Genomic DNA, 14,634 nt, shown 5'->3' with positions numbered 1-14,634 from the left:
ACGAACGTTCGTATATAATAAAGTTATAAAAAGCGAACAAATGTTTCTAAGAACAAAAGTTCGAATCGGAGGTTGGTATTATGTTTAATAAAATGTCTATGCTGGATGTCACTTATATTCTATTATTTATTGCGAGCCTGGCTTTTCTTTACTATTCTATGGTGACGAGTGTATAGTACGCTTATCAAATAAATAGATATAGTAAGGCAGGGAGAAGAAGTGAAGGCGATTCTATATTGCAGGGTGAGCACAGAAAAAGAAGAGCAGGTGACTTCGTTGGCTCGTCAGAAAGCGGAGCTTGAGTCATTGGCTGAGAAGTATTCTATAGAAGTCATTGAGTGTATATCTGAACAGGCGAGCGGATATGACATTGAGAGAGAAGGAGTATTCCGCTTGCTTGAAGCTTTTTCAAGAGAGGAAGCAGATATTCTCATGATTCAGGATGAAACGAGGCTCGGGCGAGGAAATACAAAAATAGCTTTGTTTCATCAGCTTCATAAACTTAACATAAAAATATTTACGTTAACGGATCATGGGGAAATGCAGATGTCGGAGTCTGATTCGATGGTTTTACAAATCGTCGGTATTGTTGAAGAGTATCAGCGGAAGATACATAATATGAAAATTAAACGCGGGATGAAGCGGGCGGTTGAACAAGGGTATATTCCTGAGAAAAACCTGTCCAACCAGCATTTATCGCCTGGACGGGAGCGGCTGGAATTTCCGGTCGAGGAAGTAGTCAGGCTTAAAAAAAACAAGCTTACTTTCCATGAAATAGCAGCCACTTTGAGGGGGCTCGGGTATAATGTTTCAAAAGCCACCGTGCACCGCAGGTATCAAGAGTTTATCTCGCTTGAAAACGATAAAGAAAACCGTTAAAATAAGGAGGACAAGAGGCTTAAGAAGAAAGCTTCTTGTCTTTTTCATTTGATCCTATAAAGGAGGAGAATGGCGCATGCTTACGAATGAAAAGCTGGAGCGTATTAACGAGCTTTCTCATAAATCAAAAGATAAGGGATTAACCGAAGCTGAGAAAAAGGAACAGCAGGACCTTCGTCAAGAATATTTAAAAAATGTACGAAAGTCTTTTAAAAATCAGTTAAAAGGGATGAAAATCGTTGACCCTAACGGCAAAGATGTAACCCCTCAAAAACTGAAAGACATGCAGGAAAAAGAAAAGAAACACTAAACCCTAAATCATCCGCACCTTGATGAGGTGCGGAATTTTTATTATTTCCTGGTGGATTTGAGAATTTTTGTTAGAAAAATGCATAAATTCGCGAGTTTTCGGTAACATTGCTTGTCACAAGCGGTTTTTCATTATAGGATAATACTTGTTACATACGAAACCAGAAAGGGGAACTAAACAAATGGCAAACAGCCTTGCACAAACTTCGATTAATACGATTAGAACTCTTACCATTGATGCGGTAGAAAAAGCAAACTCTGGACACCCGGGGATGCCGATGGGTGCCGCACCTATGGCTTATACTTTGTGGACACAGTTCATGAATCATAATCCGAAAAACTCTAATTGGTTTAACCGTGACCGATTTGTACTTTCAGCGGGGCACGGCTCTATGCTTCTATACAGCCTGCTTCACTTATCAGGATATAAGGTAACTATTGAAGATCTTAAGAATTTCCGTCGGTGGGATTCTAAAACACCTGGACACCCTGAATTCGGTCACACGGATGGGGTGGAAGCGACGACAGGACCTTTAGGTCAGGGTCTTGCTATGGCTGCAGGTATGGCTATGGCCGAAGCTCACCTTGGGGCTAAATACAATCGTGATGATTACAATGTTGTCGATCATTATACTTTTGCAATCTGCGGTGATGGTGACTTAATGGAAGGTGTTTCTCAGGAATCTGCTTCATTAGCCGGACACTTAGGCTTAGGAAAACTCGTTGTTCTTTATGACTCCAATGATATCTCTTTAGACGGGGATCTTGACCGTTCCTTCAGCGAAAGCGTTGAAAAGCGTTATGAAGCTTATGGCTGGCAGGTAATCCGTGTAGAAGACGGAACAGATACAGACAGTATTGCTAAAGCGATTGAACAGGCAAAAATGAATACAGACCAGCCGACAATGATCGAAGTGAAGACGATCATCGGTTATGGTTCACCGAATAAATCTGGTAAATCAGCTTCTCACGGTGCTCCGCTAGGGGAAGAAGAGGCAACTGCAGCGAAGGAATACTATAAGTGGGGCCACGACGAGCCTTTCCATGTGCCTGAAGAAGTATATCAGGACTTTAAAGATAAAGTTCAGGCTAATGGCGAGAAGAAGGAGCAGGAGTGGAACGACCTGTTTAAACAATATAAAGAATCCTACCCAGAGCTTGCCGGTGAGCTTGAAGCAGCGATGGACGGACGTCTTCCTGAAGGATGGGATAAAGAACTTCCTGCATACACAGTCGGTGAAGACAAACTGGCAACTCGAGCATCTTCAGGTGAAGCGATTAATGCACTATCACAGAAGATTCCTTATTTCTTCGGCGGAAGTGCAGACCTTGCCGGATCCAACAAAACGGCTGTAAAAGATGAAGACGACTTCTCCCGCAAGAATTATGCTGGCCGAAACATCTGGTTTGGGGTTCGTGAATTTGCAATGGCTGCTGCACTAAACGGTATGGCGCTTCACGGCGGTTTAAAAGTTTATGGCGGTACGTTCTTCGTATTCAGCGACTATCTTCGTCCGGCTCTTCGTTTATCAGCGCTGATGAATCTGCCGGTTAATTATGTATTAACACACGATTCTGTTGCTGTTGGTGAAGATGGTCCTACACACGAGCCTGTAGAACAGCTGGCTTCTCTAAGAGCAATGCCGAATCTTTCGGTTATGCGCCCGGCTGACGGAAACGAAACAAGCGCTGCGTGGAGACTGGCTCTTGAGTCCAACACAACACCGACTGCACTTGTCTTAACTCGCCAAGGTCTTCCTACTTTAGAAGGTACAAGCTATGAAGGTGTGAAGCGAGGCGCTTATATTCTAAGTGATTCTGATAAGAGCACGCCTGATGGTATCCTTCTTGCATCAGGTTCTGAAGTACAGCTTGCCGTACGCGCACAGGAAGAGCTTAAAACAAAAGGCTATGACGTCCGTGTCGTAAGTGTTCCTTCCTTCGATCGATTCGAAGCACAGGATTCAGATTATAAAGAAAGTGTACTTCCATCAGACGTAAGACGGCGTCTTGCTATTGAAATGGGAGCGTCCTTTGGCTGGGAACGTTATGTAGGACTTGATGGAGCTGTAATCGGCATTGATACATTTGGTGCTTCTGCTCCTGGAGACGAAGTCATTGAGAAATACGGTTTCAACGTAGAGAATGTCGTTAAGCATGCTGAAAGCTTAATGGGATAATAGAGAGAATAGCTGCTGCCTAAGGGCAGCAGCATCTTTTACATAATTGAAAATATGACAAAAGTACTCTAAATTCAGTGACAAAAAGTGACAAACTTATCCTTCCTTGCTCGCTATAATACTTGCAAGGAGGATTGGTTATATGCAATTTGCAGTCTATGCTATAAAAAGAGAAGTAACCGAACACTACTATTATAAGGTAGATATATTGAAGAGATTTTTTGAGGAATGCAGCGACTTTCCTCATTCTCATATTTACAAACAGCAACTAGACTACATCACGAACCATTTCTCGTTTTTAGACTGGCTGAAAAAAATCCATAGCAGCCATTCAAATTTAAATAGTCAATTATTCGATTGTTTAAGGAATTATGATATACTAGAAGATAAGAAATGCTGTTGTCTATTTCAGTGTGACAGCCTCTGGCAAGCGGAACGGGTTTTATTTCAACCGTTAAGAATGTGTGATCAATCGTTTTTTATCGTAGAAGAAAGCGGCGAGCATTACGGATGGATTTCCCCTTTTATACGTCAGCGTCTGTTATCGTAAAAGCCTGTTGTATTCATCAAGGTCTTTTACTATACTGTTATGGGAGACAACACGAAGGAGGAAGACGTTGATATGACTTTGGGTATCGTATGGGTCATCATCATTGCTCTATTAGCGCTTGTAGGTGGAGTAGCCTTAGGCTTTTTCATCGCTAGAAGGTACATGATGAATTATTTGAAAAAGAACCCGCCTATTAATGAGCAAATGCTGCGTACTTTGATGATGCAAATGGGACAAAAGCCGTCACAGAAGAAGATCAATCAAATGATGCGTGCGATGAACAACCAAATGAAATAGCAATCATAGGCAAGCCTTTACTGTCATTAAAAGCAGTAAAGGCTTTTTATATGGAAATTATAATAGTCGCCAGATGTTCACAGTTCATTGATCGTTTTTTACGGCGGTGTTTGATACAATAGGGTCGAAACTAATGATAGGGGACATAATAATATGACAGACGTTAACGTATTTTTAGCCTTTGGGGCAGGGTTTCTTTCTTTTATTTCCCCATGCGTCCTGCCGCTGTACCCGGCTTTTCTTTCCTATATTACCGGGATGAGTGTCAGTGAATTAAAAGAGGATAATGGGATGCTGAAAAGGCGGAGCCTGTTACATACCATCCTGTTTTTAATAGGGTTTTCAACGATTTTCTTAATTATGGGGTTCTCAGGTTCTTTCTTTGCACAGTTTCTCGTGCAGTATGATGATATTATCCGCCGTCTTGGAGCCGTATTGATTATCTTTTTCGGTTTTGTCATCATCGGAGTGTTTAACTTCAACTTTTTAATGAAGGACCGAAAGATTGCCTTTAAAAACCGTCCATCTGGCTATTTCGGCTCATTTCTCATCGGTTTAGCCTTCTCCCTTGGATGGACACCTTGTACAGGACCCATTCTTTCAGCTGTTATTGTTTTAGGTGCTGAGCAGCCGCAGCTATTTCTAGTGATGATGGTCGCCTACTCTTTAGGGTTCTCTCTGCCGTTTTTAATTCTTTCTTTCTTTATTGGGAAGCTTGGCTGGATCAAACGCCACAGTGCTGCTATAGTGAAATCCGGCGGTTATATCATGATTGCGCTTGGAATTGCCCTGTATTTTGACTGGATGACGAAGCTTACGTCGTATTTAGCCGGTCTCTTTAATTTTCAAGGGTTTTAAGTCGTGGATTTTCTCTTGAATTTATATTATGATGAAACTATTGATTAGGAAAAAAGGAGCTTTTTTTTATGAAAGAATCAAATGACTTAATTTTACGAACAATGACTGCCCTAATCGCGTTTATTTTAATGGGATTCTCTATCTACTTATTTTTTGCCGGCCATAACAAGCCGGGTGGAGGGTTTATCGGAGGTCTTACAGGAGCGGCTGCATTAATCCTTATGTATATGGCGTACGGAGAGAATGTAATGAAAAAGATCATTCCTATTGACTACATGCAAATGGTTTTTGCTGGATTAATTATTGCCGCAGGATCAGGGATTGGAGCTTTCCTTTTTAATGCGCCTTTTTTATCTCACAGCTTTGGCTATTTCCAACTGCCTATTTTAGGTAGAACGGAGCTTGCCACAGCGATGATTTTTGACTTGGGCGTATATTTAACTTGTATCGGAATTACAATGACAATCATTTTAACCGCTTCAAGCGACACCAGTGCCCAAGCGGACTGAATGTAAAAGTATGAAAGAGTGAACCTTATGTTTTGGATTATTGCAAGCTCGGTTGCTGCGGCTTTCATGGCCACAGCGATGATTTTTGTTCGAATGAGAGCAGCAAAGCGGCCGGCCAGTGTAAAGAAAATTATATTGCCGCCTTTATTTATGAGCACCGGGGCTCTGATGTTTGTCTTTCCAGTGTTCCGTGTAGAATGGAGCCAGGTACTCGAAGCGGTAACGATAGGAGCGATTTTCTCTTTTTTTCTGATTCGTTCTTCAAAGTTTGAAGTCAGAGAAGGGAACATATACTTAAAACCATCACGCGCTTTCGTATTTATATTGTTTGGGCTGCTCATACTGCGGATTATTCTAAAAATCATTATTGGAAGCTCTATTTCTTTTGGTGAAACAAGCGGGATGTTTTTCCTGCTCGCACTTGGTATGATCTTAACGTGGAGACTTGCGATGCTGCGGCAGTATTTGCGGCTGGAAAAGTCTCTCTCATAACAAAAAGAGCTGTGTCTTTTGAAGACACAGCTCTTTTTTATTACTGTCCTATTCCATTGGAACCCTACCTTGATGTAATTTTTTACATGAAAAGAACGCTATAGATCTCTTGTGAAAAGGTGTACCTTACCCGTAACAGGAAAAAGAAGTCCCCCTAACTAGGCAGTGTATGCTTTGAGGGGTGGACTTTTTTTAGGGAACTCTGCAGTAGCGAATACTGCAGAGTTCCCTAATGATCCGAGATCTCGCAGCGTGGTTTTTTCGCAAGGAGGCTTTGATAAACAGGAGGAAGTTCGATTAAGTTCGGCACGTTGTGTGCCAGAATCGAACGACATTACTTCGAGTGTGGCCGCTTAAAAGCGAGTGGTATGAAAAAGTATAAAAAAACTTGTAGAAAAACCTGAGGATTCTCTACAAGCTGGTGAGTGTTTAATAGATTATTATCGGTCAAATAATGGCTGATAGGGCGTTATATCAATTTGCTTTTCTTCGAGCTTCTTAATAAGAAATTTATGATCTCGTTTAGGCGTAGCTAAAATATAGCCTTCTATAATAATCTCTTCGGTTATTTTTGAGCTTTTTTGTTCTAAGGCTACCTGTCCAATCCGCCCTGCAATTTTTTGTTTAGCCACATCACGAAACAGCTCTGGAACAGGTGAAACAAGCTCTTCTAGTAATTCCTTTTGCTCAGGCTTCCACATGTGCAAGGTTTTCTCAATATAATATTCTTCCCAATCAATAGCAGACCGTCCATCTTCTTTCGGCATCCTTTTAAGAAATTTACGGAACATAAAGAAGCCGCCGATGGCCATTAAGGTGATCATGATTACTATCCATCCAATGATAAATAGCGCAAAGCCGCCTGACATATAATCACTCTTTTCCTTGTGCGTTCTCTGTTTTCATTATAAGAGGTTCCGATATGAATGACAAGAACGATCTGACACTCGGCAAATTTCAACAGTTAAACTGTCGAAATACAAAAAATATTGCTTAAATATTTTACTAATGAATCGTTTTCATATACAATAAAGGGTGCATAATTTGTGGACTTGTTGAAAGAAAGCAAATGAACCATTGGGGAATGGGGAAGCCGTTAAGAGGCATCGCCATTTTAATTTTGATGAGGGGGTAAAAGGAAATATGGCTAGCAATGCATTTAATGCACGCAAACAGTTTGACCTAAATGGCCAGACGTACAACTATTACGATTTAAAAGCCTTAGAAGATGCAGGACATGGTAAGATTTCCCGCCTGCCTTTCTCTATCCGAATCTTGCTTGAATCTCTGATTCGTCAGCATGATGGACGAGTTATCAAAGACGAACATGTAGAGAGTCTAGCAAACTGGGGAACTGGTAATTCTAAAAGAGAAGATGTTCCATTTAAACCTTCTCGTGTAATTTTGCAGGATTTCACTGGGGTTCCAGCGGTTGTAGACCTTGCTTCACTAAGAAAGGCAATGGTAGATCTTGGGGGAAGTCCGGAAAAAATCAATCCTGAAGTACCGGTTGATCTTGTTATCGACCACTCTGTTCAGGTTGATAAGTACGGAACACCGGATTCACTGAATATTAACATGGAGCTTGAATTTGAACGTAACCAGGAGCGCTACGAGTTCCTTCACTGGGCACAGAAAGCATTTGATAACTACCGTGCGGTTCCGCCAGCTACAGGTATTGTGCACCAGGTAAACCTTGAATACATTGCAAACGTCGTTCACTCTGTTGAGAATGACGAAGGAAATTATGATACTTATCCTGACACCCTTGTAGGTACTGACTCACATACGACGATGATCAACGGCCTTGGTATATTAGGCTGGGGTGTTGGAGGAATTGAAGCAGAAGCAGGCATGTTAGGCCAGCCTTCCTATTTCCCGGCACCTGAAGTAATTGGTGTTAAATTAAACGGAAGCTTCCCGCAGGGCACAACAGCTACTGACTTAGCTTTAAAAGTTACTCAAAAGCTGAGAGAACAAAATGTTGTAGGGAAGTTTGTTGAATTCTTCGGACCTGGACTTCAGGAAATGCCGCTTGCTGATCGTGCGACGATTTCTAACATGGCTCCTGAATACGGGGCAACTTGCGGTTTCTTCCCAGTCGATGGAGAATCCCTTGAGTACCTGCGCCTGACAGGACGCAGTGAAGATCACATTCAGCTTGTTGAGAAATACTGTAAAGAGAACAATCTTTGGTATGATCCATCCCTTGAAGATCCTGAGTTCACTAAGCTTGTTGAAATTGAACTTGATGATCTTGAACCGAACCTATCTGGACCTAAGCGTCCGCAGGATTTAATTCCTCTATCTAAAATGAAGGAATCCTTTGAAAAGGCGATCACTGGACCAGCTGGAAACCACGGCTTTGGCCTTGATAAGAAAGAATTCGATAAAGAAGTAGAAGTTGAATTCGCTAACGGCAAAAAGTCCGTGATGAAGACTGGTGCGCTTGCTATCGCCGCCATTACTTCTTGTACGAACACTTCTAACCCACACGTAATGTTAGGTGCAGGTCTTGTCGCTAAAAAAGCGGTAGAATTAGGTCTTGATGTGCCTGATTACGTGAAGACTTCTTTAGCTCCAGGTTCTAAGGTTGTAACACGCTACCTTGAGGATTCCGGCCTTAATACTTATTTAGATAAGCTTGGATTTAACCTTGTAGGTTATGGCTGTACAACTTGTATCGGGAACTCCGGTCCGCTGCTTCCGGAAATCGAGAAAGCAATTGCTGACAGCGACTTAACAGCATCATCTGTACTTTCTGGTAACCGTAACTTTGAAGGCCGTATTCACCCGCTTGTGAAGGCCAACTACTTAGCTTCTCCGCCGCTTGTTGTTGCTTACGCACTTGCAGGGACGGTTGATATTGATCTTAAGAAAGATCCTGTCGGGACAAACACAGATGGAAAACCTGTTTACTTTGAGGACATCTGGCCGACACAGGAAGAGATTAAGCAAGAAGTGGCTCGCGTGGTCACGCCGGAAATCTTCCGTAAAGAGTATGAAAACGTATTTAATTCCAATGAGAAGTGGAATGAAATCGATACAACAGACGAACCTTTATATGACTGGAACGAAGATTCCACATATATTCAAAACCCTCCATTCTTCGAAGGGTTATCGCCGGATCCGGAAACCGTTAAGCCGCTTAACGGAATGCGCGTGATTGGTAAGTTCGGGGATTCTATAACAACAGACCACATTTCCCCAGCTGGTGCGATTCCTAAAGATATGCCTGCTGGTGAATACCTGCAAGCTAATAACGTATCTCCGCGTAACTTTAACTCTTACGGTTCCCGCCGTGGTAACCACGAAGTTATGATGAGAGGTACTTTCGCCAATATCCGTATTCGTAACCAGTTAGCCCAGGGTACTGAAGGCGGATATACAACTTACTGGCCGACAGAAGAAGTGATGCCTATTTATACAGCTGCTATGAAGTATAAAGAGGATAACACTCCGCTTGCTGTCATTGCCGGTGATGATTACGGAATGGGAAGCTCCCGTGACTGGGCAGCAAAAGGTACTGACCTTCTTGGGATTAAAACAGTTATCGCCCAAAGTTTCGAGCGTATCCACCGTTCAAACCTTGTCATGATGGGTGTTCTTCCGCTTCAGTTTAAAGAAGGAGATACAATCGAATCTCTTGGTTTAACTGGCCGCGAAGCTCTTGACGTTCAAATTGATGAGTCTGTGAAGCCTCATGATTTGGTAAAAGTAACGGCTACAGCTGAAGATGGAACGAAGAAGGAATTTGAAGTTATCGCTCGTTTTGATAGTGAAGTTGAAGTTGATTACTATCGTCACGGCGGTATCCTTCGCATGGTACTTCGTAATAAGCTGACAAATTAATAAAGCTTTTTGAGACCTGCTGTTCTTTCTAAGGACAGCAGGTTTCTTACATTTGTACGAACTTTCATTAATTAACCTTTACATCATAAAAAGAGCCGGCTACTCTAAAGAGAAGGGGAAAGCTTATCATATCTTTTAATTTATTTGTATAGGTATAGGTATGGGCTGTCCCGAAGTAGATAAAACAGCCAGTAAAGGATGAACATAATTGATCAAACAAATATCGGCAGCTTTAGTGCTGCTTGTACTTATCGGGCTTATTGTGTGGGAAGTAAAACCCAAAGAAGAAACATCGGATAAACTGCCGGAATATAACGTCTCCGGCAACCCTGATCAGGAGGGCACCGCTATTACTCCTCCAAATGCTGAAGAAGGACTGACTATAGGAGATCGAGCACCGGATGTGGAGCTAGAGACCATGGAAGGTGAGACGGCGAAGCTCTCTGATCTTAGAGGAAAAAAAGTAATTTTAAACTTCTGGGCCACATGGTGTCCGCCTTGTAAAGAAGAAATGCCGGAAATGGAGAAGTTTCACAAAGAATACGGCGATGAGGTTGAAATAATCGCTGTTAATGTAACAGGCAGTGAAAATGAGCCTGAAGATGTATATAAATATGTCACTAATAACAAATATACCTTTGATGTCTGGATGGATTATCAGCTTGAAGCAAATGATGCTTACCACGTAATCTCCATTCCGACCACGTACTTTATCGGTACGGACGGCAGGATCCAGCAGCCGCATAAAGTGGGACCGATGACATATGATTTTATGGTTGAAATGAAAGAGGCTTTGAAATAAAGTATAATTATTCACACAATTGGAAATCCTTTATTCATAAAAGGAGGAGTTTCCTATGCGTAATAACCATAAAGTCAGCTTCCAGGAACGAGTGCAGCAAAATATTGAGCAGATTATGCAGGATCAAAAACTTATGGAGCAGATTGATGAACGTATCGATCAAAGACATCATGAGCGGATTAAAAAAATTCCTTCCTGAGCGAAGGGATTTTTTTATGGAGTTATTGTTAAAAGGTGACTTATGAATAGAGAAAGGGATACCATCACATCCTAATCTTGTATGCAGATATTTAGGAGGGATTGTAATGGATCAAAGAAAGCCTAATCCAGATAATCGCGGGGATAACGTCGAGCGTTTACAGGAAGCCGTTCAAAACACGATCGAAAACATTGAAGCGACACACGAAAATCTTGAATTCGCCAATGAAAAAGACCGTGCCGACATTGAACGAAAGAATAGAAAAAGAGAAGAATCAATTGAAGCGATGCGCCAGGAAATCAAAGACGAAGCCAGAAACCAGCAGGACTAAACAAAAGCCGTTCCTCTACCAGGGAACGGCTTTTTTAAGTGTATTTTCATAGAAAGATGAGCGGGCAAGTCTTAAAGCGAGGCAGCTTCATAGTTCAGGTGGTTAATATAAAGAAGATTCCCCCTCTCTAATTAATAGTGAAAAGTTAGCGAAGTCTGACCAAACAACTTCATCTACATCCCGTACGGTTTATGATAAAATAGTACGATGAAAGAAGGGACGGGATATTTTGGATACATCTAGATTAGAACAGTGGAAGAGTTTAGATGAACGGCCTCCACTATCAGAAATCGAAGCATTACGCTTATTAAATACAGCAGAATTTAATAATTCAAAAGAAAAAGCTATCATTTACGTTATACTCGCTTTTCACCGGATCAAGCGGCACCCTAAACGGGACGCGATCGCAGATCAGATCATCGAGGAAGCAAGAAGCCTTCATCCCAGCCATCCACTCGTACAGGAATTATATGAATCTCTCCAGCTTCTGCGTGGATATACGATTTTAAAGTCAATCTCTCTTGAGCACTGGATTCTCCATGAAACCGACCATAACTCAGCGAAACTGAAGAAGGTTCAGGCCTTGTATGAAGAAGTGGATAGAGTCCAGCAGCAATGGAACGAAGAATTGGCGGGCACCGTGGATGCCGTAAGCCGGCGACTAAAGCTCTATCAAGAGGTATATGATCATTTCAGCCAGTTAAAAGAGTTATTGGAGGACGCCCAAAGTTCGATTGAGCACCGCCGTGTGAACGTTCCCGTAAAGGAAGTTAATGAACAAACCAGACAGCTTACGAGCGATCAGCAGGAGCTGTATGACAAGCTGCCTGCGCTTCTAAAGGAGCAGGGCGGCCATGACCCGCTTCAGTCTTTTCAGGATATGGTCGGCCTGTATGATGTAAAGGCTTATATTCAGCGGTATTACCATTTCTTAAAATACCAGCAGCAACGAAAGAGTTACGGTTTTTCGATGGTAGATGAACCCGGGCTGCACATGATTATAACAGGAAACCCTGGAACAGGGAAAACGACGATTGCCCGGCTGCTTGCCAATATTTATTATGAACTTGGCATTCTTGAAACAAAAGAAGTAGTAGAAGTGAACCGTTCTCATTTAGTCGGGTCCTACGTCGGTCAAAGTGAAGAAAATACGATGAGCTATATTAAACAAGCCGTCGGCGGTGTGCTCTTTATAGATGAAGCTTATAGTTTAAGAAGAGATGGGCAGACAGGAAATGATTACGGGCAGGCGGTAATTGATACACTCGTCTCCGCGATGACGAGCAAGGAATACGGAGGGAAATTTGCAATCATTTTAGCAGGCTATCCTGAAGAAATGCGGCAGTTTCTCTGGGCCAATCCAGGACTTAGAAGCCGTTTTCCTGAACAAAATATGATTCAGCTTCCGGATTATCAGATGGATGAGCTTCTTGAGATTGCCCAAAGCGTAGCAATTGAAAATGACTTTTTCTTCACAGACGAAGCGTTAAGGCAGCTTGAAGTCCTCATTGAAAAAGAGCGGGTAGATGATACATTCGGGAATGCGAGGACCGTTCGAAACCTTGTGCTTAAAACGATCTTTAAAAAAGGAGCAGATGAAACTTGGGAGAACGAAAAGCACTGGCTCGATCATATGCGGATCGAACAGCGCGATTTGGAATTTGAGTCAGAGGAAAAGCGCAATGAAACAGCTCCCATCCAGCAGCTTAACAGTTTAATTGGGCTGCAGGATGTCAAAGAAGAGGTGAAAAAGCTTTCTTCTTTCGTACAAGCCCAGCAGCAGCGAAAAGAAAAGGGTCTTCCTGTCGTGCCGATTCAGCTTCATTCCGTATTCTCGGGAAATCCGGGAACGGGAAAGACTACCGTGGCTGATATCTATGCACGTATCTTAAAAGAATGCGGCCTGCTTAAGCGAGGTCATGTCGTGGTCGCGTCAAGAAGTGACCTAGTCGCCGGATACGTAGGACAGACTGCGATTAAAACGAGAAAGAAAATAAGAGAAGCCCTCGGCGGTGTACTGTTTATCGATGAAGCTTATTCCCTGCGTTCAAGCGGACGAGATGATTTTGGGAAAGAAGCGATTGAAACACTCGTCGATGAAATGACGAAGCATAACGAAAACCTTGTCGTTATATTAGCAGGCTATCAGCAGGAAATGAGACAGCTGATTGAAAGCAATCCAGGGCTGTCTTCCCGTTTTAAAAAATATATGCATTTTCCAGATTATACACCGGATGAACTGTTGGAAATGGCGATATTTGAAGCGGAACGCTATGATTATTTACTTGTTGAAGAGGCTCACTGGGCACTGATCGAGCGGTTTAATCAGTACCATACAAGGGGGAATGGAAGGTTTGTTAATAATCTGATCCTCGAAGCCATTCAATATCAGTCGATGAGACTATTAGAAGAAGAAAGCTCAAAAGTAAACCAAATTACCAGTCGTGATATACAGAAGGCTTGGGAAAATATACGGGGGGAACGCTGATGTTGATCAATGAGCTGCCAGTCAAAGTACGTTATCAGGAAACCGATATGATGGGGGTTGTCTACCACGCAAATTATCTCATCTGGTTTGAGATGGGGCGTACGGCTTTAATCGAAGACTTAGGATTCCATTATCATCAAATAGAAAAGCAAGGTGTCGTTTCACCAGTTGTAGACGCTCAAGCCAGCTACAAGCAGCCAGTCCGCTACGGAGATGATGTAGCGGTGAAAACTTGGGTGAAGGACTATGACGGCCTTCGCATAACGTACGGTTATGAAGTGGTCCACGGAGATGGACGATTAGCCGTCGAAGGCGAAACGAAGCATGTTATTGTGAAAAAGGACAGTTTCCGCCCTGTATCCATCCGGCGGAGCTTCCCTGAGTGGCACGAAGCTTACCTGAAAGCTATGGAGTCATAAAATATGGCTTTTGGAATTAAAAGAGATGAATTAGTAGAATGGAAAAGGTCAGTAAAGGCTGGGGAAGTAGCTTTTCTCACGCATTACTGGATTGATGAGCGCTTCCCTGGCTGCGATACTGTTACGAAAGTGGGATGTGCGGATATTGGCCGGTTAATCAACTGGGGGATTCAGCATGGCCTAAAGGCCGAATGGATCCACTATGACCCAGAGCATCCTCACTTTGATTTATTTGGCGATCGTCAGTATGAAATTCTCAAAAAAGAAGAACAGTGGGAGCAGATTTCCCGTTTTTCATTAAGTAAACAAAAATAAGCCTCATCTTTTAAAGACAGCATAGAATGACTTTTTCCTTTATTCGTTAAGGCATTGGGTTTTATCTACCCAATGTCTTTTTTTCGTGAACTATGTTAACTCTCTTAATCCTTATTTTTAGAGTGAAATAGACATTTAATATTATATTTTATTT

General features: G+C 42.3%; 16 protein-coding genes. 15 read left to right on the top strand and 1 reads right to left on the bottom strand.

From position 1 onward, the window contains the following. Positions 1-219 precede the first annotated feature (219 nt). The 8 genes from HUS26_RS06730 (at position 220) to HUS26_RS06695 (ending at position 6,074) form a co-directional block, all read left to right on the top strand. Positions 220-879, top strand: coding sequence for a recombinase family protein (locus HUS26_RS06730; RefSeq protein ID WP_173916424.1), 660 nt, complete (start codon positions 220-222; stop codon positions 877-879). A gap of 76 nt (positions 880-955) precedes the next feature. After that, the gene (locus HUS26_RS06725) at positions 956-1,189 is read left to right on the top strand and encodes a DUF896 domain-containing protein (protein WP_173916423.1); all 234 of its coding nucleotides are present in this window, start codon (positions 956-958) and stop codon (positions 1,187-1,189) included. A 181-nt stretch (positions 1,190-1,370) separates the two neighbouring features. Then, positions 1,371-3,368 carry a transketolase gene (gene tkt, locus HUS26_RS06720; protein WP_173916422.1) on the top strand — a complete coding sequence of 666 codons (1,998 nt, stop codon included), beginning with the start codon at positions 1,371-1,373 and terminating at the stop codon, positions 3,366-3,368. Between the two features lie 142 nt (positions 3,369-3,510). Continuing rightward, entirely contained in the window at positions 3,511-3,918 is a 408-nt protein-coding gene (gene sirA / locus HUS26_RS06715; RefSeq protein ID WP_173916421.1) for a sporulation inhibitor of replication protein SirA, read from the top strand. Between the two features lie 72 nt (positions 3,919-3,990). Continuing rightward, positions 3,991-4,215: a YneF family protein gene (locus HUS26_RS06710; RefSeq protein ID WP_371809560.1), complete on the top strand. Its 225-nt coding sequence runs from the start codon at positions 3,991-3,993 to the stop codon at positions 4,213-4,215. A 153-nt stretch (positions 4,216-4,368) separates the two neighbouring features. Continuing rightward, the gene (locus tag HUS26_RS06705) at positions 4,369-5,073 is read left to right on the top strand and encodes a cytochrome c biogenesis CcdA family protein (RefSeq protein WP_173916420.1); all 705 of its coding nucleotides are present in this window, start codon (positions 4,369-4,371) and stop codon (positions 5,071-5,073) included. Between the two features lie 68 nt (positions 5,074-5,141). Then, positions 5,142-5,582, top strand: a complete 441-nt coding sequence (locus tag HUS26_RS06700) for a Na(+)/H(+) antiporter subunit B (RefSeq protein WP_173916419.1) — start codon at positions 5,142-5,144, stop codon at positions 5,580-5,582. A 27-nt stretch (positions 5,583-5,609) separates the two neighbouring features. Next, positions 5,610-6,074: a CcdC family protein gene (locus HUS26_RS06695; RefSeq protein WP_173916418.1), complete on the top strand. Its 465-nt coding sequence runs from the start codon at positions 5,610-5,612 to the stop codon at positions 6,072-6,074. 440 nt (positions 6,075-6,514) lie between these two features. Here HUS26_RS06695 and HUS26_RS06690 read toward each other — a convergent pair whose 3' ends face one another. Continuing rightward, entirely contained in the window at positions 6,515-6,943 is a 429-nt protein-coding gene (locus HUS26_RS06690) for a DUF2621 domain-containing protein (protein ID WP_173916417.1), read from the bottom strand. A gap of 274 nt (positions 6,944-7,217) precedes the next feature. Between HUS26_RS06690 and acnA the strand changes: the two genes are divergently transcribed. The 7 genes from acnA (at position 7,218) to HUS26_RS06655 (ending at position 14,480) form a co-directional block, all read left to right on the top strand. After that, positions 7,218-9,926: an aconitate hydratase AcnA gene (gene acnA, locus HUS26_RS06685; RefSeq protein ID WP_173916416.1), complete on the top strand. Its 2,709-nt coding sequence runs from the start codon at positions 7,218-7,220 to the stop codon at positions 9,924-9,926. 208 nt (positions 9,927-10,134) lie between these two features. Continuing rightward, entirely contained in the window at positions 10,135-10,728 is a 594-nt protein-coding gene (locus tag HUS26_RS06680) for a TlpA disulfide reductase family protein (protein ID WP_173916415.1), read from the top strand. A 55-nt stretch (positions 10,729-10,783) separates the two neighbouring features. Continuing rightward, a complete protein-coding gene (locus HUS26_RS06675) occupies positions 10,784-10,927 on the top strand; it encodes an FbpB family small basic protein (RefSeq protein ID WP_173916414.1) in 144 nt (47 codons plus the stop codon). A gap of 106 nt (positions 10,928-11,033) precedes the next feature. Further along, a complete protein-coding gene (gene tlp, locus HUS26_RS06670; protein ID WP_173916413.1) occupies positions 11,034-11,258 on the top strand; it encodes a small acid-soluble spore protein Tlp in 225 nt (74 codons plus the stop codon). A 226-nt stretch (positions 11,259-11,484) separates the two neighbouring features. After that, the gene (locus HUS26_RS06665; protein WP_173918765.1) at positions 11,485-13,746 is read left to right on the top strand and encodes an AAA family ATPase; all 2,262 of its coding nucleotides are present in this window, start codon (positions 11,485-11,487) and stop codon (positions 13,744-13,746) included. Further along, positions 13,746-14,165 (top strand): thioesterase family protein, encoded by a 420-nt coding sequence (locus tag HUS26_RS06660; RefSeq protein ID WP_173916412.1) that lies wholly within the window; start codon positions 13,746-13,748, stop codon positions 14,163-14,165. The genes HUS26_RS06665 and HUS26_RS06660 overlap by 1 nt, the downstream gene beginning before the upstream one ends. A 3-nt stretch (positions 14,166-14,168) precedes the next feature. Continuing rightward, a complete protein-coding gene (locus tag HUS26_RS06655; RefSeq protein WP_173916411.1) occupies positions 14,169-14,480 on the top strand; it encodes a hypothetical protein in 312 nt (103 codons plus the stop codon). Positions 14,481-14,634: the final 154 nt, after the last annotated feature.

Source organism: Halobacillus sp. Marseille-Q1614 (assembly GCF_902809865.1).
Classification (GTDB): domain Bacteria; phylum Bacillota; class Bacilli; order Bacillales; family Halobacillaceae; genus Halobacillus_A.
This window is presented reverse-complemented; position numbering and strand designations above follow the sequence as displayed.

Coding starts and splice junctions, on each gene's coding strand:
- HUS26_RS06660 (WP_173916412.1), top strand. CDS start 13,746: ATGTTGATCAATGAGCTGCCAGTCAAAGTACGTTATCAGGAAACCGAT.
- HUS26_RS06655 (WP_173916411.1), top strand. CDS start 14,169: ATGGCTTTTGGAATTAAAAGAGATGAATTAGTAGAATGGAAAAGGTCA.
- HUS26_RS06690 (WP_173916417.1), bottom strand. CDS start 6,943: ATGTCAGGCGGCTTTGCGCTATTTATCATTGGATGGATAGTAATCATG.
- sirA (WP_173916421.1), top strand. CDS start 3,511: ATGCAATTTGCAGTCTATGCTATAAAAAGAGAAGTAACCGAACACTAC.
- HUS26_RS06675 (WP_173916414.1), top strand. CDS start 10,784: ATGCGTAATAACCATAAAGTCAGCTTCCAGGAACGAGTGCAGCAAAAT.
- acnA (WP_173916416.1), top strand. CDS start 7,218: ATGGCTAGCAATGCATTTAATGCACGCAAACAGTTTGACCTAAATGGC.
- HUS26_RS06700 (WP_173916419.1), top strand. CDS start 5,142: ATGAAAGAATCAAATGACTTAATTTTACGAACAATGACTGCCCTAATC.
- HUS26_RS06705 (WP_173916420.1), top strand. CDS start 4,369: ATGACAGACGTTAACGTATTTTTAGCCTTTGGGGCAGGGTTTCTTTCT.
- HUS26_RS06710 (WP_371809560.1), top strand. CDS start 3,991: ATGACTTTGGGTATCGTATGGGTCATCATCATTGCTCTATTAGCGCTT.
- tkt (WP_173916422.1), top strand. CDS start 1,371: ATGGCAAACAGCCTTGCACAAACTTCGATTAATACGATTAGAACTCTT.
- tlp (WP_173916413.1), top strand. CDS start 11,034: ATGGATCAAAGAAAGCCTAATCCAGATAATCGCGGGGATAACGTCGAG.
- HUS26_RS06725 (WP_173916423.1), top strand. CDS start 956: ATGCTTACGAATGAAAAGCTGGAGCGTATTAACGAGCTTTCTCATAAA.
- HUS26_RS06695 (WP_173916418.1), top strand. CDS start 5,610: ATGTTTTGGATTATTGCAAGCTCGGTTGCTGCGGCTTTCATGGCCACA.